At 62.2% G+C, this 18,939-nt stretch carries 20 protein-coding genes; 8 read left to right on the top strand and 12 right to left on the bottom strand.

What is annotated here, in order from left to right; translation table 11 throughout:
* Nucleotides 1–20: 20 nt before the first annotated feature.
* The 6 genes from ACRTG1_RS08965 (at nt 21) to ACRTG1_RS08940 (ending at nt 6,198) form a co-directional block, all read left to right on the top strand.
* Nucleotides 21–1,274 carry a phenylacetate--CoA ligase family protein gene (locus ACRTG1_RS08965; protein ID WP_432516106.1) on the top strand — a complete coding sequence of 418 codons (1,254 nt, stop codon included), beginning with the start codon at nt 21–23 and terminating at the stop codon, nt 1,272–1,274.
* Between the two features lie 226 nt (nt 1,275–1,500).
* Complete coding sequence (locus tag ACRTG1_RS08960; RefSeq protein ID WP_206547800.1) at nt 1,501–2,496, top strand: DctP family TRAP transporter solute-binding subunit; 996 nt, start codon at nt 1,501–1,503, stop codon at nt 2,494–2,496.
* A 101-nt stretch (nt 2,497–2,597) separates the two neighbouring features.
* Entirely contained in the window at nt 2,598–3,293 is a 696-nt protein-coding gene (locus ACRTG1_RS08955) for a TRAP transporter small permease (protein WP_206544165.1), read from the top strand.
* Between the two features lie 5 nt (nt 3,294–3,298).
* Nucleotides 3,299–4,918 carry a TRAP transporter large permease gene (locus ACRTG1_RS08950; RefSeq protein WP_206544164.1) on the top strand — a complete coding sequence of 540 codons (1,620 nt, stop codon included), beginning with the start codon at nt 3,299–3,301 and terminating at the stop codon, nt 4,916–4,918.
* 261 nt (nt 4,919–5,179) lie between these two features.
* Entirely contained in the window at nt 5,180–5,854 is a 675-nt protein-coding gene (locus tag ACRTG1_RS08945; RefSeq protein WP_432516105.1) for a GNAT family N-acetyltransferase, read from the top strand.
* A 140-nt stretch (nt 5,855–5,994) separates the two neighbouring features.
* A complete protein-coding gene (locus tag ACRTG1_RS08940; protein WP_432516208.1) occupies nt 5,995–6,198 on the top strand; it encodes a hypothetical protein in 204 nt (67 codons plus the stop codon).
* 30 nt (nt 6,199–6,228) lie between these two features.
* Here the strand turns inward: ACRTG1_RS08940 and ACRTG1_RS08935 are convergent, their stop codons facing one another.
* From ACRTG1_RS08935 to ACRTG1_RS08920, 4 genes are all read right to left on the bottom strand, one after another.
* Nucleotides 6,229–7,308, bottom strand: coding sequence for a nickel/cobalt transporter (locus ACRTG1_RS08935; RefSeq protein ID WP_432516104.1), 1,080 nt, complete (start codon nt 7,306–7,308; stop codon nt 6,229–6,231).
* Nucleotides 7,309–7,311: 3 nt separating this feature from the next.
* Nucleotides 7,312–7,956, bottom strand: a complete 645-nt coding sequence (locus ACRTG1_RS08930; protein ID WP_432516103.1) for a DUF1007 family protein — start codon at nt 7,954–7,956, stop codon at nt 7,312–7,314.
* An 89-nt stretch (nt 7,957–8,045) separates the two neighbouring features.
* Complete coding sequence (locus tag ACRTG1_RS08925; RefSeq protein WP_113152903.1) at nt 8,046–8,948, bottom strand: LysR family transcriptional regulator; 903 nt, start codon at nt 8,946–8,948, stop codon at nt 8,046–8,048.
* An 11-nt stretch (nt 8,949–8,959) separates the two neighbouring features.
* Nucleotides 8,960–10,147, bottom strand: coding sequence for an amidase (locus ACRTG1_RS08920; RefSeq protein WP_113152902.1), 1,188 nt, complete (start codon nt 10,145–10,147; stop codon nt 8,960–8,962).
* 543 nt (nt 10,148–10,690) lie between these two features.
* On the opposite strand from ACRTG1_RS08920, the gene odc2 reads away from it, so the two are divergent.
* The gene (odc2, locus tag ACRTG1_RS08915; protein ID WP_432516102.1) at nt 10,691–11,824 is read left to right on the top strand and encodes an ornithine/lysine decarboxylase; all 1,134 of its coding nucleotides are present in this window, start codon (nt 10,691–10,693) and stop codon (nt 11,822–11,824) included.
* A gap of 128 nt (nt 11,825–11,952) precedes the next feature.
* Complete coding sequence (locus ACRTG1_RS08910; protein WP_432516101.1) at nt 11,953–12,528, top strand: GNAT family N-acetyltransferase; 576 nt, start codon at nt 11,953–11,955, stop codon at nt 12,526–12,528.
* Between the two features lie 136 nt (nt 12,529–12,664).
* Here ACRTG1_RS08910 and ACRTG1_RS08905 read toward each other — a convergent pair whose 3' ends face one another.
* From ACRTG1_RS08905 to flhA, 8 genes are all read right to left on the bottom strand, one after another.
* Nucleotides 12,665–12,946 carry an SCP2 sterol-binding domain-containing protein gene (locus ACRTG1_RS08905; RefSeq protein ID WP_113152899.1) on the bottom strand — a complete coding sequence of 94 codons (282 nt, stop codon included), beginning with the start codon at nt 12,944–12,946 and terminating at the stop codon, nt 12,665–12,667.
* A gap of 125 nt (nt 12,947–13,071) precedes the next feature.
* Nucleotides 13,072–13,605 (bottom strand): MarR family winged helix-turn-helix transcriptional regulator, encoded by a 534-nt coding sequence (locus tag ACRTG1_RS08900; RefSeq protein WP_113152898.1) that lies wholly within the window; start codon nt 13,603–13,605, stop codon nt 13,072–13,074.
* Between the two features lie 456 nt (nt 13,606–14,061).
* Nucleotides 14,062–14,580 (bottom strand): hypothetical protein, encoded by a 519-nt coding sequence (locus ACRTG1_RS08895; RefSeq protein ID WP_206553701.1) that lies wholly within the window; start codon nt 14,578–14,580, stop codon nt 14,062–14,064.
* On the bottom strand, nt 14,577–14,990 hold the full coding sequence (locus ACRTG1_RS08890) for a hypothetical protein (RefSeq protein ID WP_432516100.1): 414 nt from the start codon (nt 14,988–14,990) through the stop codon (nt 14,577–14,579). The genes ACRTG1_RS08895 and ACRTG1_RS08890 overlap by 4 nt, the downstream gene beginning before the upstream one ends.
* 22 nt (nt 14,991–15,012) lie before the next feature.
* Entirely contained in the window at nt 15,013–15,558 is a 546-nt protein-coding gene (locus ACRTG1_RS08885) for a rod-binding protein (RefSeq protein ID WP_222473995.1), read from the bottom strand.
* A gap of 60 nt (nt 15,559–15,618) precedes the next feature.
* A complete protein-coding gene (locus tag ACRTG1_RS08880; protein WP_206553699.1) occupies nt 15,619–16,008 on the bottom strand; it encodes a hypothetical protein in 390 nt (129 codons plus the stop codon).
* Nucleotides 16,009–16,010: 2 nt separating this feature from the next.
* Complete coding sequence (gene fliR, locus ACRTG1_RS08875; protein ID WP_113152894.1) at nt 16,011–16,757, bottom strand: flagellar biosynthetic protein FliR; 747 nt, start codon at nt 16,755–16,757, stop codon at nt 16,011–16,013.
* Between the two features lie 72 nt (nt 16,758–16,829).
* A complete protein-coding gene (gene flhA / locus ACRTG1_RS08870; protein ID WP_113152893.1) occupies nt 16,830–18,917 on the bottom strand; it encodes a flagellar biosynthesis protein FlhA in 2,088 nt (695 codons plus the stop codon).
* Nucleotides 18,918–18,939: the final 22 nt, after the last annotated feature.

The following is an 18,939-nucleotide window of genomic DNA, read 5'->3' as shown; positions in this document are numbered from 1 at the left end:
GAACCCATGGGGGAGGAGCCATGTCACCGCATTTCGATGCGCTGGAAATCCGCGATCCGGCGGAGCGCGAGCATGATTTGTTTTCACGCCTGCCGCGCTTTCTGAGCGACGCCGTTGGCAAAGCTGAAGGCCTTGCGGACTGGCTCTCCGGCCATGATCTCTCAAAAATCGTGGATCGGCAGGCTCTTGCCAGCCTGCCTGTGCTGCGCAAGCCGGAGCTTCTGGAACGACAGAAGCAGAACCCGCCTTTTGGCGGGTTTGTCGACCCGGATGCGCTGGAGGGTGCGCGGGTGTTCATGTCGCCGGGGCCGATCTGGGAGATTCAGGGAGCCGGGGCCGATCCCTGGCAGGCGGCCCGCGCCTTCTTTGCCGCCGGTGTGCGGCCGGGTGCGCGCGTGCACAACGCCTTTGCCTATCACATGACGCCGGGCGGCTTCGTGCTCGACACGGGCGCGCGGGCGCTGGGCTGTGCGGTGTTTCCCGCCGGCACCGGCAACACCGACATGCAGGTGGAGGCGGCAGAGGCGTTTCGGCCCGACGTCTATGCGGGAACGCCTGACTTTCTGCAGATCATGCTGGAGCGCGCGGACAGGGATGGCAGGAACCTCTCATCCATCCGCATCGGCCTTGTTTCCGGTGGTGCGCTGTTTCCCTCAATGCGGGAAGCCTATCGCGCGCGCGGCATTTCGGTGCTGCAATGCTATGCGACGGCGGAGTTCGGGGTGATCGCATATGAAACCTCCGGGCAGGACGGTGCGCCGCTGCCGGGCATGGTCTTGAACGAGAATCTGATCGTGGAGATCGTGCGGCCGGGCACTGACGATCCGGTGTCGGAAGGCGAGGTCGGGGAGGTGGTGGTCACATCGCTCAATCCTGCCTATCCGCTTGTGCGGCTGGGCACTGGCGATCTCTCGGCAATCATGCCGGGGGAAAGCCCCTGCGGGCGCACAAACATGCGCATCCGGGGCTGGATGGGGCGCGCCGACCAGCGCACCAAGGTCAAGGGCATGTTCATCGACCCGAAGCAGATCGCGGAGCTGATCCGCCGGCATGGCGCGGTTGAACGGGCGCGGCTGGTGGTGACGCGCGATGGCGCAAGCGATGCGATGGCCCTGCATGTGGAGGCGCATGCGGGCGCTGAGCCGGACGCAGCCGCCATTGAGGCGACGCTGCGCGAGGTGACCAAGGTTGGCGGACAGGTGCATCTGGCGGAGCCCGGAAGCCTGCCGCGCGACGGCAAGGTTATCGCCGACGAACGCGACTACTCAGACTAAAGCATAAGAGCGAAACCCATTGAGGGCTCCTCCTCTCGCTTGATTTCAGGGCACCCGTATCACAGGATACAATTATAGCGGTGCTCGGATGGCGTGTGCCTTTCGTGCAATGCCCAAGAACAAGGTAGCACCCAAGAACTAGAATGAGGCGGCCGGAAAAGGCCGCATTGGATGACCCGTCGCGTATGACGCGCATGACGGGGCGTGCACAGTGGAGGAGACACTCATGCGATTTCTGATTGGCGCCGTGTCGGCGCTTGCCCTGACCGCTTTAGCCACGCAGGCCCAGGCCCAGTGTGACGATGGCGAAATGGTCATCAAGTTCAGCCATGTGGTTGCCGACAAGGGCCACCCCAAGGGCGATGCAGCGACGCTTCTTGCCGAGCGCGTGAATGAGGAGATGAACGGAACCGCCTGTATGGAAGTGTTCCCGAACTCGACGCTTTACGACGATGACAAGGTGATGGAAGCCCTGCTTCTGGGCGATGTGCAGCTCGCTGCCCCCTCGCTTGCGAAATTCGAGGCCTACACGCTGAAATACCGCCTGTTTGACCTTCCGTTCCTGTTCCCCACACTGGATGCGGTGAACAGCTTCATCGGCTCCGAGGAAGGGCACGGGCTTTTGAAGGTTATGGAAGACGAGGGCTATGAGGGGCTTGGCTTCTGGTCTTCGGGCCTCAAGCAGTTTTCGGCTGGCAAGCCGCTGATCGAGCCGCAGGACGCGGCGGGGCTGAAGTTCCGTGTGCAGACCTCCGACGTGGCCGTCGCCATGATCGAGGCCATGGGTGCATCGGCGCAGAAGCTCGCCTTCAAGGAAGTCTATGGCGCGTTGCAGACGGGCGTTGTGGACGGCCAGGAAAACAGCTGGTGCAACATCTACACCCAAAAATTCTTCGAGGTGCAGGACGGCATCTCCCAGACCAACCACCAGCTCCTTGCCTATCTTCTCGTAACCTCGACCGAATGGCTTGAGAGTCTCGATCCGGCGGTGCGCGATCAGTTCGTGGCCATCGTGGAAGAGGTGACCACGACGGCGAACAACAATGTTGCCGAGCAGGAAGCGACCTGCCGCCAGAACATTCTGGATGCAGGCGGCACGATCCGCGAGCTCACGCCCGAGCAGCGCGCCGTATGGGTTGAGACCATGAAGCCGGTATGGACGCAGTTCGAAGGCGACATCGGCGCGGAGCTGATCGAGTCTGCTGCTTCCAGCGGCTCCTGATCCCATAACCAATCCCGGCGCGGCGTTTCCCCTCGCCGCGCCTTGCAGGGCCGTCCGCTTTCAGCGGGCGGTCTTGTGGCAGGTGTTTTCGGGAGGAAAACATGGCGCTCTTGTGGCCGGCGCTCGGACTCGTCGCCCTCGTGATTGTGCTGTTCGTGCTGGAACGGCGTTATCCCGATGCGGTGGGGCGGTTTGAGGAAAACATTCTCGCCATTCTTCTGGCAGCCATCACATTCGTTTCGTTCACGCAGGTGATCGCGCGTTACGGCTTCAACAGTGGCTGGGGCGGTGCGCTGGAATTCACGCGCATCCTGTTTGCCTGGATGATCCTTTTCGGCATGAGCTATGGCGTGAAGAACGGCATCCATCTGGGGGTCGATGCCTTTATCCGCATGATGCCGTCGCGGCTCTTCAAGCTGGCGGCGATCTTCGGGGCGGTGTGTGTCTTCCTCTATGCCTTCATCCTGCTCTATGCGGGCTGGATGACGCTGGTCGGCGCGGATGTCTCCACCAACTGGCGGCAGACCGGGGCCATCGGCTACTGGAAATTCATGTTCGACCGGGGCACCGGCCTCGATGATCTGCGCTATCCCCTGTGGATGCAGGAGGCCTTTGGGCTGCAGGACCGTGTGCAGCGCTGGGTGGCCTATCTGATGCTGCCGGTCGGGCTTGCGCTGCTCGCTTTCCGCGCGTTGCAGGGCGTGGTGAGCATTGCCCGTGGCGAGCGCGATCTGATCATTGCCGGCCATGAGGCCGAGGATCTGGTCGCCGAAAACAAAGACGCGTTGAAGGAGTAGCGGCGATGGAACCAGCCATTCTGTTCATCCTCGTCCTGTTCCTTCTGTTCATGGGCGTTCCCGTGGCGGTGGCGCTCGGCCTTTCGTCACTGATCATCATCGCGTTCTTTTCCAGCGATTCCATATCGTCGGTGGCGCTGCAGCTGTTCACCGCGTCGCAGAACTACACGCTGCTTGCCATTCCGTTCTTCATTCTGGCGTCCGCCTTCATGTCGACGGGCGGTGTGGCGCGGCGCATCATCCGCTTCGCCATCGCCTCGGTCGGTCATTTCCGTGGCGGTCTGGCCATGGCGTCGGTTCTGGCCTGCATGATGTTTGCGGCCCTTTCCGGCTCGTCGCCGGCAACGGTGGTGGCCATTGGCACCATCGCCATCGCGGGCATGCGGCAGGTCGGATACACCAAGGAGTTTGCGGCCGGCATCATCGCCAATGCGGGCACGCTCGGCATTCTCATTCCGCCGTCCATCGTGATGGTCGTCTATTCGGCGGCGACGGATGTTTCGGTTGGCCGCATGTTCCTGGCCGGTGTGGTGCCGGGGCTGGTGGCGGGCCTGATGCTGATGATCGCCATCTATGTGATGGCGCGGGTGCGCAACCTGCCGGCGGAAGACTGGAAGGGCTTTGGCGAGATCATTGCGGGCGGCAAGGAAGCCGGCTGGGGCCTGTTCCTGATCATCATCATTCTGGGTGGCATTTATGGCGGCGTCTTCACGCCGACCGAGGCGGCGGCCGTCGCCGCAGTCTATTCCTTCCTGGTGGCGGTCTTTGTCTACCGTGACATGGGGCCGATGAAGGGCGAGCAATGGGTGCGCGATGAGGATGGCGTCAATGCGCGCATCGGGTTCTCCGCGACCGTCTATGCGCTGGCCTTCTTCTTCGTCTGGATGATCCTGACCTTCTTCCTGACGGCGGACTGGGAGGGCGTCACGCTTCAGGGGCGCACGCTGACGGGCATCGTGCTGTCGCTGGTGGCGATGGTCGCCTATGCGCTGTGGCGCGGCAAGCAGGCCGGTTCCCGCGGCCTTGCGGGGCTTCTGGTGGCCAGCCTGCCGATCTGGCGGCGCAATCTGGGGCTGATGGGGCGCAATTTCCTGCGCGCCTTCTTCAACGAGGAAACGCGCAAGGTGACGGTGGACGCCGCGCGCACGACGGTGATGCTGATGTTCATCATCGTCAACGCGCTGCTGTTCGCCCATGTGCTGACCGCCGAGCGCATTCCGCAGGCGATCACCGCCCTGATGGTCGATGCGGGCTTCACCTGGTTCACCTTCCTGATTGCCGTGAACCTGCTCCTGCTTCTGGGTGGCCAGTTCATGGAGCCGTCGGGGCTTCTTCTGATCGTTGCGCCGGTGGTGTTTCCCATTGCCATGGAGCTTGGGGTCGATCCGGTGCATCTCGGCATCATCATGGTGGTGAACATGGAGATCGGCATGATCACGCCGCCGATCGGGCTCAATCTGTTCGTGACGAGTGGTATCACCGGCATGAGTCTGATCCAGGTGGTGCGGGCGGCAGCGCCCTTCGTGCTGGTGCTGTTCGTCTTCCTGATCCTCGTCACCTATGTACCGTTTATGTCAACATGGTTGCCCTATAGCCTTATGGGGCCTGAGATCGTGACGCGATAATCGGGATTTGAGGGATTGCGTTAAGTAAACGTTAACGATTTCGCGCTTAGGATTCTGGATGTCGGATCGGCTTTCCTCCTCCCAAGCACGGTTCGAAGCGGGGCGGCCGACCAGTGGCCGCTCCGCCCGTTTTCCACCCTGATATTTCCTCTTCCAAGGTGCTCTTGGTGTTTCTGGCGCAGCCTACGTCTGGAGCTGGGTCTGTTCTGTGCAGGGCGGGCGTGCTTTTCAGGAGAAAAGGCGCTTTTGGAGGAAACCGACATGCAGACCGATCTCTCCGGCTGGGCAGCAAGGCCGCGTCCCGGGCGCGCCGCTCTGGAGGGGCGCACCGTGCGGCTGGAGGCGCTTGATCCGGCGCGCCATGGCGACGGGCTCTACGCGGTTTCGACCGTACCCGACGCCGGTGAGCGGTTTCGCTGGCTGGGCGATTATCCGCCGCTGAGCCGTGAGGCGTTTCAGGAATGGCTGGAACAGGCGGCTGCCAGCGCCGATCCATTTTTCCATGTGGTGATCGATCAGGAGACGGGCGCGGTTGGCGGGCGACAGGCGCTGATGCGCATCGATCCGGCCAATGGCGTGATCGAGGTGGGCAACATCTATTGGGGGCCGGGGATTTCACGAACGGTGCGGGCGACCGAAGCGCTCTATCTGGTGGCGCGCCATGTGTTTGAGGATCTGGGCTACCGGCGCTTCGAGTGGAAGTGCAACAACGCCAACGAACCCTCGCGGCGGGCGGCTGAGCGCTTTGGCTTCACCCATGAGGGGCTGTTTCGGCAGCATATGGTGGTCAAGGGTGAGAACCGTGACACGGCGTGGTTTTCCATGCTCGACAGCGAGTGGCCGGCCCTAAAAAGTGCATTTGACGGATGGCTTGATCCGGCCAATTTCGATAAGGAAGGCCGACAGAAGAAGCGGCTGGAAGCGTTCCGGGACTGATCCGGGGCGGATTGATTGCAGGCGCTTTTGTTGTGGCAACGTGCAGGCGGGCGGGAATGCCCGGGGCTGCATCAATGATTGCGATGGTCCTTTGTGCGTCGGAATGGACGCGGGACGATCTGGAAGACGGACGGGATCACTTGTCGGAAAATCGCAAGGCGGCGATCGCGGCCGCGCTCATCCTCATCGGTTTTGGCATCGTGGCGTATCTGATGCCACGCATCATGCTGGCCATTGGCGAGTATTCGCCCTGGGCGGCGGGCACTTTCGCGGCGCTGTTCGTACTCGCGTTTTTCGGCGTGTTCTGGCTTCGCGCGCGCGCCCAGAAGAAGAAGCGGGACTGACCCCGCTCCCTTTTCGTCAGACAGGAAATCTCAGGCGGTGAGGCTCGCTGCCAGAAGCGTGAGCCCCAGGAGCATGACCATGGCTGCGCCGCCGATCTCGATCACATTGTGAACGCGATTGCTGGCGCGGTCGCTGCCCGACAGCGCGATTGCCCAGTTCTTGGCCGTGACCGCGAGTGTCGCGAGAATAGAAACGGTGATGGCCGTGCCTATGGACATGGCGATGACCGAGAGCATGCCGCCGAGCCACAGGCTGTTCAGGAATGCGAAGGTGAGCACGATGAGCGCGCCCGAGCAGGGACGAATGCCGACTGCGGCAATGGCCGTGCTTGCGGTTTTCCAGTCGAACCGCTCGCCTGAAAGCAGGGCGGGATCGGGTGCGTGCGAATGGCCGCAGGAGGGGCAGACTTCGCCCGGACCATGAGCGTGCCCGTGGTCATGATCATGTGCGTGATCGTGATGATGCGCGTGGCCGCAGGTGGAATGATCGTGGTGGTCATGCGCGTGGTTGCCGGCATGGGCGGCAGACAGGCTGTGCATGGCCTGCGGCGCGGGCTCTGGCGCCGGGCTTCTGCGCATCATGCCCGAGAGCTTGCGCCACAGGAGCCATGCGCCGAACACGGCGATCAGGCCGAAACTGACGGTTTCCAGAAAGCGGGCGGCGTCTGTCATGGAGATGGAGGTGCCGCGCAGCGCGAGGAAGACGATGCTCATGAGGACAATGGCGGTGAGCCCCTGCAGGAGCGCGGAGGCGAAGGAGAGAACCACGCCGCGCCGAAGCGCCACTTCATTGGCCAGCATGTAGGACGAGATGACGGCTTTGCCGTGGCCGGGGCCGGCGGCGTGAAAGACGCCATAGGCAAATGACAGGCCGATCAGGATCCAGAGATTGCTGCCATCGTCCCGCATCGCTTTCAGCGCGCCGGTGAGCGTGCGGTAGAACGCCTGCTGCTGGGTGTTGATCCATTGCAGCGTGCCGGCGAAGGGGCCTGTCGGCGTGATTGCCGGCTCTGCCGCGCCGATGCCGAGCGAGCTTTGCGCGAGGGCCGCGCCCGTGGCCAGAATGGTCAGCGCGGCGGCTGCGATGACAACACGGCGGGATGGAAGCATGGGTCAGCTGTCCTTGTTGCAGGCGATCTCCAGCCGGGTCGCAAAAATCTTGCTCATGTCGTTGCCCGTCGGATCTTCGAAGAAGGCCTCGGTCAGCGTCTGCTGGTTCTGGGCGAGCGCTTCATCGGGATCGGGGCGGACGACGCTCTGCGTGCAACCGGCCGGCAGATTGTTGACGGTCATGTAGCTGTCTTCGATGAAGTCGATGGCTGTGTAGAAGGTGGGGTCGTAGACACCGAGCGAAATCTTGCCGTCGAGGGCGAGCGGCGCTTCGGGCTTCGATTCAAACAGGATGATGAGCTGGTTGTCGACGAAATCGGCAATGAGCCGGTCCGGCGCTTCCATCGCGACATCCTTGCCGTCCCTGGTGACGAGCTGGAAATAGTTGAAGTCGCCAAGCGAGGCGTGAACGACGCCTGCCACCTCGTCCAGCTCTTCCTGGCTGAGCGCGAGGTCCTGGTTCTTGTCGAACTCGACCAGCACGGTGCTGGAGAACAGATCATCGAAACGCCACACATGGTGCAGCGATGCGATGTTGCCCTGATCGTCGACATTCACGTCGAGACGCGCTTCGGCAAAGACGTGCGGATGCGCGAATACGGGAGCCGCGCAGGCGATGGCCAAAAGCGCGATGCCGGTTCTCAGCATGGTTTTTTTGCAAGTCGGCATTTGAAATGTCTGCTCCCGTCTCGTTTGTGCTGTGTTTTACACGAACCCGGCGGAAATTAGACCAATTGTTAGCGCGTGGGATAATTTTCCTTCAGCCAGCGCGCCAGATAGTCGACGAAAGCGCGCACCTTTGCCGGAAGGTATCGGCGATGCGGGTAGATGGCGTAGATGCCCGCGCCATTGGCGGCATTGTCCTGAAGCAGGGGCACGAGACGGCCGGCCTCGACCTCGGGATCGGCGATGAAGTCCGGCAGGACGGCGAAACCCAGCCCGGAGATCGCGGCAGCGCGCGCGGTCATCGGGCTGTTGACCTCGATGCGCCCGGTGACGGGGATGTTGACGATTTCGCCATCTTCGTCGCGGAAGGGCCAGTTCTGGCGATAGCGGCTGTTGGTGTCGACGATGCAGGGCAGGTGGGTCAGATCCTGCGGGCTCTTGGGCTCGCCATGGGTGGCGATCAACTCCGGGGAAGCGCAGAGCACGACGCGGAAGGGGGCGAGGCGCTTTGCGATGAGCGAGGAATCGGAGAGCTTCGTGATCCGGATCGCAAGGTCGAAACCTTCTTCCACGAGATCGACGAACCGGTCATCCAGATTGATCTCCAGCGTGATGTCGGGATGCGCCTTGGCGAAATCGATCAGCGACTGGCCGACCGGCGCGTCGGCGAAGGTGCGCGGGGCGGAAAGCCGGACGCGGCCACGGACGTCACCGGAGGAATCGCGCACGGATTCAGCCAGGTCTTCCACATCGCGCAGCAGCTCCACGGCGCGCGCGTAATAGGTGTGGCCGGCTTCCGTCAGCGACAATTGCCTTGTGGTGCGGTTCAGAAGCAGCGCGCCCAGTTCGTCTTCGAGCTCACGCACATATTTCGAGAGCAGGGCCTTCGACTTGCCGACCTTGCGGGCGGCTGCGGAGAAGCCTTCCGCTTCGACCACGTCGACAAAGGCGCGCATGCGGCTGAGGGTGTCCAAGGGCGTATCCTTCAGGTTCCGGAGAGAATGTCTGCGGCCATGCGAATGAGCTGCCGGTCGCTGCCGGCTGGCCCGAGAAGCGAGATGCCGAAGGGGGCATCATGCACGTGACCGAGGGGGAGGGTGATCTGGGGCCAGCCAAGCAGGCCGGCAATGGAGGTGAGGCTGAGCGCAAGACCGCGGAAACGGTCCAGCTCCTCCTCGGTCGCACCTTTGAGCGGGGCGACCGTTGGCTGGGTGGGCATGACCAGCACCATGTCGTCTTCGAAGAGCGCTGCGAAATCCTGCTGGAAGCGGTGGCGTTCGGCGCGGGCCCCGGCAACGGTTTCGGCGCTGATCCGGCTGCCGAATTCGAACCGGTCCTTCACGCCGGGCCCAAGCTGGGGTTTTTCCCTGCGGATGAAATCCCCATGGGACTGCCAGGCCTCGTAAGCCTGAATGGTGCGGAAGCAGGAGAAGAGCGCATCGACCGTTCCGGGAAGGGCGAGAAACGCCGCTTCGCGCTCGAAATGACGACCTGTTGCGTGGAGCATGCTTGTGTAGGCGGCGCGCTCCTGCTCGCCGAACAGAAGCGCTTCGAGTTCCGCGATCCGGACCGGCTTGGTCAGGCGTGTCCGGTGCGTGTCCTCACCGAGCAGGACATCGCCCACACGGGCATAGAGCGAGGCGTCGCGCGCAAACCAGCCGAACGTATCGAAGGAGGGGGCAAGCGGCATCGAACCCTCAAGTGAAATGCGCCCATGGGTGGTGCGCAGGCCGATCAGGCCGCAATAGGAAGCGGGCGCGCGGATGGAGCCATTGGTGTCCGAACCGGCGGCGATGTCGGCAAGCCCGCCGGCCACGGCCGCAGCCGAGCCGGAAGAGGAGCCGCCGGTAAAGCGCTGCGGGGCGGCGCGATTGACCGGAGCCGGGAAGTGGGCGTTGAGCCCGATCATGGAGAAGGTGAGCTCGTCGGTCTGGGTCTTGCCGATGAACTGCGCGCCGGCGTCGAGCAGGCGCTGGATGGCGGGCGCGGTGCCCGTCGCTTCGGGAAAGGCTTTGGCGCGATCCGGATTGCCGCCGCCGGTCGGGTAGCCTTCCACGTCGAAGATGTCCTTGACGCCGAGTGTCAGCCCGTTGAGCGGGCCTTCGCCGGAGGCTGGAAGGGGGATGTTCGGGTAGTCGAGGAAAGCATTCAGCGTGTCGCGGGTCGTTGTCATTGTTTTTCCTCGCTGGGTCCTGCGGCAACAGGTTGGCATTCAGGAACTTTTTTTCAAGCACACAAAAATTTTCGTTGATTGTGACAGGCGTTGCCCCTATATCCGCGCTGCCCAAAGTCGCACGTGCCTGTGGGTGTCCGCCGGACCTCGAAAATGGCGAGGAAACCGGTACGGTACCTGGACCTAACCGCTCCAGTCGATCTTACGGCCAACCGATAGATCGAGGACATCTTGAAGCAACGACGGTGCGGGCCTTTCTGGTGTCTGCCGGCTGTCCAAAAGCCGGGGTTACTGAAGAGGCACACCTTCATTGCCGGCAGTGCGGTTGGGGTCTCCCATCCAAAGCTGAGGCAGACAAAGCGCATATTCGCCGCAAGGCGGGAATGCATCGATACGCGTTACGCATGACCTGGTTCCGGTGCTCTCCACCTGCCGGCCCCAGTGTGTGCACGCCGCGTCCTTTGTCCACCGCGGATGCCTGACGGCATTTGCAGTTTCGAAGCTTCGGTAATGCGGCCAGCAGGGCCGCAATTGGAGAGACTGATGGCCACTCAGCGCATTCTTGACTTCCTCGCCACCCGCCGTCCCGATGGTCCCTGCCTGGTCGTCGACCTCGACGTCGTGCATGACAATTACTGCGCCTTTGAAAAGGCGCTGCCCGATTCCAGGATCTATTACGCCGTGAAGGCCAATCCGGCCCCGGAGATCCTGCGCCTGCTCGCCCAGCTGGGCTCGAGCTTCGACACCGCTTCGGTGGCCGAAATCGAGATGGCGCTGAACGCCGGTGCGACGCCCGACCGCATCTCCTACGGCAACACGATCAAGAAGGAGCGCGACATTGCGCGCGCCTATGAGCTTGGCATTCGCCTGTTCGCGGTGGACTGCGAGGAAGAGGTGGACAAGATTGCGCGCGTCGCACCGGGCTCGCGCGTGTTCTGCCGCGTGCTGACGGACGGCGCTGGCGCTGAATGGCCGCTGTCGCGCAAGTTCGGCTGCGTGCCGGCCATGGCCGTGGACGTTCTGCGCCATGCCCGCACGCTTGGCCTCGACCCCTATGGCGTTTCCTTCCATGTCGGCTCGCAGCAGACCGATCTCGATGCATGGGACCGCGCGCTGGAAGACGCCCGTGGCGTGTTCGGCGCGCTGGCTGACGAAGGCATCGTGCTGCGCATGGTCAATATGGGCGGTGGCTTCCCGACCCGTTACCTGCGCGACGTTCCGGCCGCACAGGCCTATGGCCAGGCGATCTTCTCGGCGCTGCGCAGGCATTTCGGCAACCGCATTCCCGAGACCATCATCGAGCCGGGCCGCGGCATGGTCGGCAATGCCGGCGTCATCAAGTCGGAAGTCGTGCTGATCTCCAAGAAGGCCGACAACGACAATGTGCGCTGGGTCTATCTGGACATCGGCAAGTTCGGCGGTCTGGCCGAGACGATGGACGAGGCCATCCGCTACCCGCTGGTGACGCCGCATGACGGCGGTGAGACCGCGCCCTGCGTTCTGGCCGGCCCGACCTGCGATTCCGCTGACGTGATGTATGAGAAGACGCCCTATCCGCTGCCGCTGTCGCTGACCATTGGCGATGAAGTGCTGATCGAAGGCACGGGCGCTTACACCACGACCTATGCTTCGGTGGCCTTCAACGGGTTCGAGCCGCTCCGATCCTACGTCATCTGACGCATCGGACATCCGGCCCGCGCAGGAACGCGCGGGCTTCTCATTCCACACTGCCTCCAGATCGCCCTGCGCCCATTCGGACGCGCAGGGGCGATTTGTGCGATCGACAGAACATCGAGGACAGGGCCATGACACAGGCTGTTGTCGGTGGGGCGCTTGCGCCTGCCTTTTCCATTCTTTGCGAAACAGCGCATGACGAGATCGAGCGCGAGGCGCTGCTCGACCGCGTCATGGGACCGAAACGCAGGCTGAAATCGTCCGAGGCGCTGCGCCGTGACCGGGTGCCGGCCGAGGGGCTGGCATTTGTTGCGCGCGATGCGGATGGTTTCATGATCGGGTCGGTGCGTCTCTGGGACGTGCGTCTCGGCGAGGGCGGTCCTGCCGCGCTGTTGCTCGGGCCGCTTGCTGTCGAAACGGCGCTTGCCGGGCGCGGAGTGGGCGCGGCCCTGATGCGCCATGCGCTGGCCGAGGCCAGGCGGCTGGAGCACGCAGCCGTTCTGCTGGTGGGAGACGCCGCCTATTATGAGCGCTTCGGGTTTTCGGCCAGTTTGACGGGTGCGCTTGCCATGCCCGGACCCTATGAGGCGGAACGCTTTCAGGCGCTCGAGTTCAGGCCCGGCGTGCTTGCCGGTGCTTCCGGGACGCTTGAGGCGAGTGGCCGCCTGATCGCCGCGCGCGCCGGGGCGCATGGGCGGGTTGTCTAGGGTTCTGATCCTGGGGATAAGACCTGCGTGCCATTCCGAAATGAAAAAGGGCGGAGCGCTTTCCTGACAAAAGCGATCCGCCCTGATGCGTTATGGTTCCTGCAATGGTGCAGGAGACCTGCTGTTCAGCTGTCGTTTAGAGCACCTGGCTGAGCTGCATGGCGACGGACATGTCTCCGGCCACCTTGAGTTTTCCCTGCATGAAAGCGGCTGTCGGGTCGAGATCGCCCGCGATCATGGCCTCGAGGTCTTCCTTGGCGAGGCTGATGACACAATCGGCATCACCGTTCTCGGTGGAGACGCTGTTTCCGTCGATGACGATGACACCGTCATCGCCGCAATCGAATTTCACCGAGCTGCCAAAGCCCGAATCTGCGACACGTGCTTTCACCTTCTCGGCAATTGCGTCCATCCCCATGCGTATTCTCCCTGTAACCCGGATGCGCTTTCTTGTTTCGATGGCTTCACCCGCTCTGAGAGCGTGCGGCCTGACATGGCGACACTAGTCATTTGTTGACGTTTACGTCAACGTTTTTCTGGCGTTCACCGGCGCGGTAGCGGGGTTCTTTTCTTGGGAGCCAGCAGGCGGTCGAGCAGGGCTATGAGGGCGTTGCGGTTGTCCTCTCCGCCCAGTTTGTCGATGATCCGCTTCTCATGCTGTGCCCAGAGCTTCGAGATTTCGGTGATGAAATCCGCGCCCTTCTCGGTGAGGTGCAGAGAGTGGGAGCGGCGGTCTATGTCGCCCTTCCGGCGTTCGGCAAGGCCACGGTTTTCCAGACAGTCCATCAATGCGACGAAATTGGCGCGCTTGATGCCGAGCTGTTCTGCAACTTCGGTCTGCTTCTGGCCGGGGTTTGCGGCGATCAGGGAAAGCACCGCAAACTCGGTTGGACGCAACTTCACCGAAGCGAACGACTTCTGAAAATCCTGGAAGACTGCAAGCTGCGCACGACGCAGCTTGTATCCGATGGCCGTTGCCAGGGGCGGTAAACACGTACCGTTGGTGTCGGTGTCAAAAGCTTCGATATATTCCTTATCCGTGGTCGGCGGCGAAATATCGACCGTGGTGTGCGTCATCGTCACTATAAATCTCCAAAATATACTCTTTCGGCCCGCGCGAAGGGCGGCAACGAAACAGCGCTCTGCACCCCGGACGAAAAATGACCGGGATAATCGCAGTAGCAAAAGACTGTTTGCATATGTTCGCTGTATAAGGCAACGCCTTATATCTGCATTAAACAAATCGATTTTGGACAGGAATGAGGCGTTCGGAAACAAAAGTTCACGAATTAGGCTAATTTCGCAAAAAATGGCCGTCCTGCGATAGCTTTTATTCTTTATAATATTTCAAGTTTTAAAATTATAATCTCTATTTTCGGCGCGCTGAGTCTTGAAGATTTTGGCAGCGATCCATCGGCTTTGCCTGATCTCAGACAAGCAAAAAGCCCTGAAAACCATGGCGATTTTCAGGGCCTGGGATCTTTGGCTCGCAGAAGGTGTTTCAGGAGCAGGACGAGAGTGTCAGCTCTGACCCTAGTGGCTGGATTTTGATGCCGGAGCGCTGCTCTCTGAATCCGGACCGAGCCGGCTCCGTGCTCCCTGATTGCGGATTTCCGCTTTCGACAGATAGTCGGCCTGCTCGATAAACACTTCATGGACGAGTTCGTCGCCGACCCGGGCATTGATGCTCTCGATCAGCCCGTCGCGAAAGGCGTTTACGTTAAAACCGTCTTCGCTTGCGTAATCGATGGTGGGGTTGGCGTAGAGATGGGAGTAGATCTCGTCCACCAGCATGGCGTCCATGGGAATGCTGAGCGCCTTGATCTTCTTGGAATCCACCGAATAGGACAGGCGCGCGAGGAAATAGCCATCCACCGCGCCGTTCTTCACGACCGGCACCGAGATCACGTCGGTGCTCACATAGTCGAGGCCGCCGAAGAAGGCGGGCGGCGGCTCGGCGCTGTTCTTGGCCTGTGAGAACTGGAACGAATAAAGCATCGTTCCCACCGTGACGGCGCAGATCCACAGGGCTGCAAGGACGAACTTGATCATGCGGGTGAGGCCTGCCCGAATTCGCGTTCGGAATAGGTGCCGTCGGTCTGGGCGCGTTCGATGGCTTCCTGCAGGAGGTCGGCCACATCGTTGACGGCGCTCATATGGGCGCGAATGGTCTCTTCATTGACGGCGAGCTTGTCGCGCAGGCGCTCCAGCGCATCGCGGTGTGCGTTGACGAGGCCTGCTTCATTTGCGCCTTTCAGGGCGCGGGTGAGTTCGTAGAGATGACGGCTCTTGCGCGCATTGGACGCCTTGATGTCGAAGCCGGGATTGTTGCGGATCGCGTCCGTCTCGGCGTCGATGGTTTCCTCGATGCGGCGCATGATTGCCAAGGCGCTCGCGCCTCCATGCTGGTTCATGGCCAGGGCGGCTTTCTCGGAATTGGCTGCGGAGGTCATATCATACATGGGTTCGTTCCGTTTCTGAGCTTCAGCTCTCTTTTTCGTCACGTGCGGCAGCGGCTGGGTTTACCCCGAGTGTCCTTGCTGCATGCCGTTCGATTTCCTCGACCATGGCGGTGGACATGAGAGCCCGCCTGCCTGCCTCTTCCTGCTCGGGTGTCTGCGAGACAGCGCCCACTGGAACCCGTTCTTCGTTTTCGACCGTGTAGTCGCGCAGCACATTGCGCGCGATGCCCAGCCCGCCCTGCTCGGCGAGGGACTCGCTAAGCTGTTGCGCGAGCATGGAGCGCCACATTTCGCCGGCCAGCCCCTCGCCGTAAACGGAGGAGGTCTCTTCCGGCAGGAGCGACTGCATGAAGTTCTGAAGCACCATGGCCTCGAACTTCTTCTCCACATCGGAAGGTGCGCTGGCGTCGGTTCTGGTTGCGCCGACGGGTCTTGCGTCGAACACTGCCTGGAAGCTGGCCGTCGCGCCCGACTTTGCCTGCAACCGCTCCTTCGCGGCGGCGGCTTTGGCCGGATCTGCGGCGCGCGCCACATTCAAAACAATGTCGCCGGGAGGCGATATCGCCAAGGCGTCCTCCATCGCTCGTGTCTGTAACCGGCATATTCCCAGATCAAGCTTGTGGGAGGCTTAAGCCTCGTTTGACCTGCGGCGCTCGATGAATTCGAGACGTTCCTTGTCGGCGGCGCTGCGCTCTTCGAGGTCGGTGGCTTCGCGATAGGCGCGCGCCAGCGCGTTGCCGCGCGCATCCGCCTGCATGATGTTGCCGACCTCTTGTCGGGCGCGTGCGGCGCTGGCCTGCCTGCGCTCCATCGCACTGGCCACCCGGCGGTGATAGAGTTCCGGAAAGAGGTTGGTCATGTCCGTGCCGGTGTCGAGCGTGTCGGTGATGGCCTTTGCTTCTTCCTCGGCGGCAATCGCTTGCGCCAGATGGGTCGCGTGCTGGGCCTGATGGTAGTCCTTCAGGCGCTGCATCACGTGAACCAGTTTCTGGAGGCGTTTTTGTCGTGGCGTCGCCATGGCTAGCGCCCCTCGAAAATCGGGAAGAAGCCCTCGGCAAACAGGCCGAGCAGCGAGGGAATGGCGAAATAAAGCAGGATCAGGCCGCCCGCGATCACGAAGGGCAGGGAGATGAAGTAGATCGGGATCTGCGGCGTGAGCTTGTTGATGAAGCCGATGCCCAGATTGACCAGAATGGCGTAGGCGAGAAACGGGCTGCCAAGCCGGATCATCACGTAGAAGGCGTCGGAGAGCGTGTCGGTGATGTCGGTCAGGGCCGACTGCGGATCGAACAGGCTTTCGATCGGCGCGAGCTGATAGGACACGACGAGCGCGCGGATGATCTCGTGGTGGAAGTCCAGAACGAAAAGCAGCATCAGCGCCGACAGCGAGATGAGCGCGGTAAGCGGCGGCTGCGGTTCGGCTTCTTCGATTGCGGTGCCGCCGGCAGCCATGCCGAAACCGGCAAACATCGCCATGGATGTGCCGATGAACTGTAGCGACAGGACATAAAGCCGGGCGATGAGCCCGATCAGCGCGCCGATGGCGAGTTCCGAAGCGATGAGCAGGAAAAGTGGTCCGGGCTCACTCGACACATGCGGCGTGATGAGGTCCCACAGATGCGCGAGCATGGCAAGCGTGGCGGCAACGGCCACGAACAGCCGCACCTGCATGGGAACGCGCACGCTGGAAAGGCCCGGCATGAACAGGAAACAGCCGCCGATGCGGCAGAACGCCAGAAAGGCTGCAAGGAGCGGCGTTTCAAGCATCGCGTCAGCCCGTGGCAGGAATGACCCGGCGGTGGATGCCGGGTCTGCATGAAGGAAGGGGCGGACGCCGCATCAGGAGATGGAGCCCAGAACGCTGAGCTCGACGCCCTTGGCCATTTCCACATGGCTGAGCACCGGCAGGGTGGGGAACAGGCGCTCGGTGATCATGCGCACATAGGGACGGGCTTCCGGCGCGGTGACGAGAACGAAGCGCTCGCCGGCGTCCAGATGCTTGCGGATTGCCTTGCTCGCATCCTGGCCGAACTCTTCGAGCTGGCGCGGGTCGATGTCGAATTCGCGGATCTCGCCCTTGGCGTCGCGCTTGAGCGCCTGGTGGAAGGCCAGATCCCAGCGGCCGCCGAGCCGCAGCACCTTGAGCGTGTTGCCTTCCGTCAGATCGCCGCAGATCTGCTGCGCCATGCGGATGCGCACATGCTCGACGATCTGCTCGGTGCGGCGGATATGGGGGGCGATTTCGGCAATGGCCTCGATGATGAGGTGCAGGTTGCGGATCGAGACGCGCTCGGCAAGGAGCAGTTTCAGCACTGCCTGCAGACCCGGATAGGTGATGTGCGAAGAGCAGATCTCGTCGGCAAGCTTCCGGTATTCCGGATCAAGCCGCTCGATCAGCGCCTTCATGTCCTTGTAGGAAAGAAGCTGCGGCAGGTTGTTGCGGATCACTTCGCTCAGATGGGTGAGTAACACCGACATGTTGTCGGCGAACGCATAGCGCTCGCGCTTCAGATCGTCGGCGAACATCTCCGGCACGGAGAAGGCGCGCATGCCGAAGGCGGGTTCCTTGACCTCTTCGCCGGGCATGTCCGGCATCCGGTTGTTGCCGACCAGCACGAGCAACTCGCCCACACGCATCTGATATTCGGTCACCACGGTGCCGTGGATCTTGATGCGGTAGCTCTTTGGCGGGATCGTATAATCATCCGTCAGGCGCACTTCGGGGACCACGAAGCCGTATTGCGCAGCGAATTTCTTGCGCATCTTGCCCATGCGGTAGGCGAGTTCCTGATGCGAGGCGAGAAGCCGCGTGGAGAGCTGCTTGCCGATGAGAAGTTCGATCTCCGCGGTCTTGAGCGAGGATTTGACGGAGTTGCGCTCTTCTTCTTCCTGCGAGAGCTGCTCCTGACGCTGGGCCTCGTCGGCGCTTTCCTGACGCTGACGCGCGCGGCGCGGCAGCGTGTAGCCGATGGCGGCCATGATGACGGCAAGCGTGATGAAGGGAAGGAACGGCAGGCCGGGCACCAGACCGAGAACGGTGAGCAGCATGGCGGCGACGAACAGCGCGCGGGGATAGGCGCTGAGCTGGCCGAACACGGCCTGATCGGCAGAGCCGCGCGTGCCGCCCTTGGAAACGAGCAGGCCGGCGGCAAGCGAAACGATCAGCGCAGGGATCTGCGAGACGAGACCGTCACCCACTGAAAGCTTGGTGAAGACGTCGGCTGCCTCGCCGATGCTCATGTCGTGGCGCGCATAGCCGATGGCGATGCCGCCGACGATGTTGATGGCGGTGATGATGAGGCCGGCAATGGCGTCGCCGCGCACGAATTTCGATGCACCGTCCATGGCGCCGAAGAAGGAGCTTTCCTCTTCGAGTTCGGCGCGTCGGCGCTGGGCTTCCTTGTCGTCGATGGTGCCGGCGGAGAGGTCGGCGTCGATGGACATCTGCTTGCCGGGAATGGCGTCCAGCGTGAAGCGTGCGCCCACCTCTGCGATACGGGTCGAGCCCTTGGTGATGACGACGAAGTTCACCACGACAAGGATCATGAAGACGATGAGGCCGATCACGAAATCGCCGCTCATCACCATGCGCGAGAAGCCGCCGATGACATAGCCGGCTGCGTTTGCGCCCTCGTGGCCTTCCGACAGGATAACGCGGGTTGTCGCGATGTTGAGCGACAGGCGCAGCATGGTTGCGATGAGCAGGATCGTGGGGAAGGACGAGAAGTCCAGCGGCCGCTGGATCCACAGCGCCACCATGAGGATGAGAACCGAAAGAGCGATGGAGAATGCCAGGCCGACGTCGATCAGGAATGGCGGAATGGGCAGGAAGAGCACCGCCAGAATGATGACGACGCCGATTGCGAAGCCGATGTCGCGGCCGTGCTTTCGGGTCTCTGCGCCTGTGATTGCTTCGCTTAACGCCATGCCGGTCTTCCCACTCGATGGA

The sequence above is a fragment of the Nitratireductor sp. PBL-C9 genome (genome assembly GCF_050877045.1).
Taxonomy (GTDB): domain Bacteria; phylum Pseudomonadota; class Alphaproteobacteria; order Rhizobiales; family Rhizobiaceae; genus Nitratireductor; species Nitratireductor aquimarinus.
Note: the sequence above shows the minus strand (reverse complement) of the source record. Positions and strands in the feature narration are given on the sequence as shown.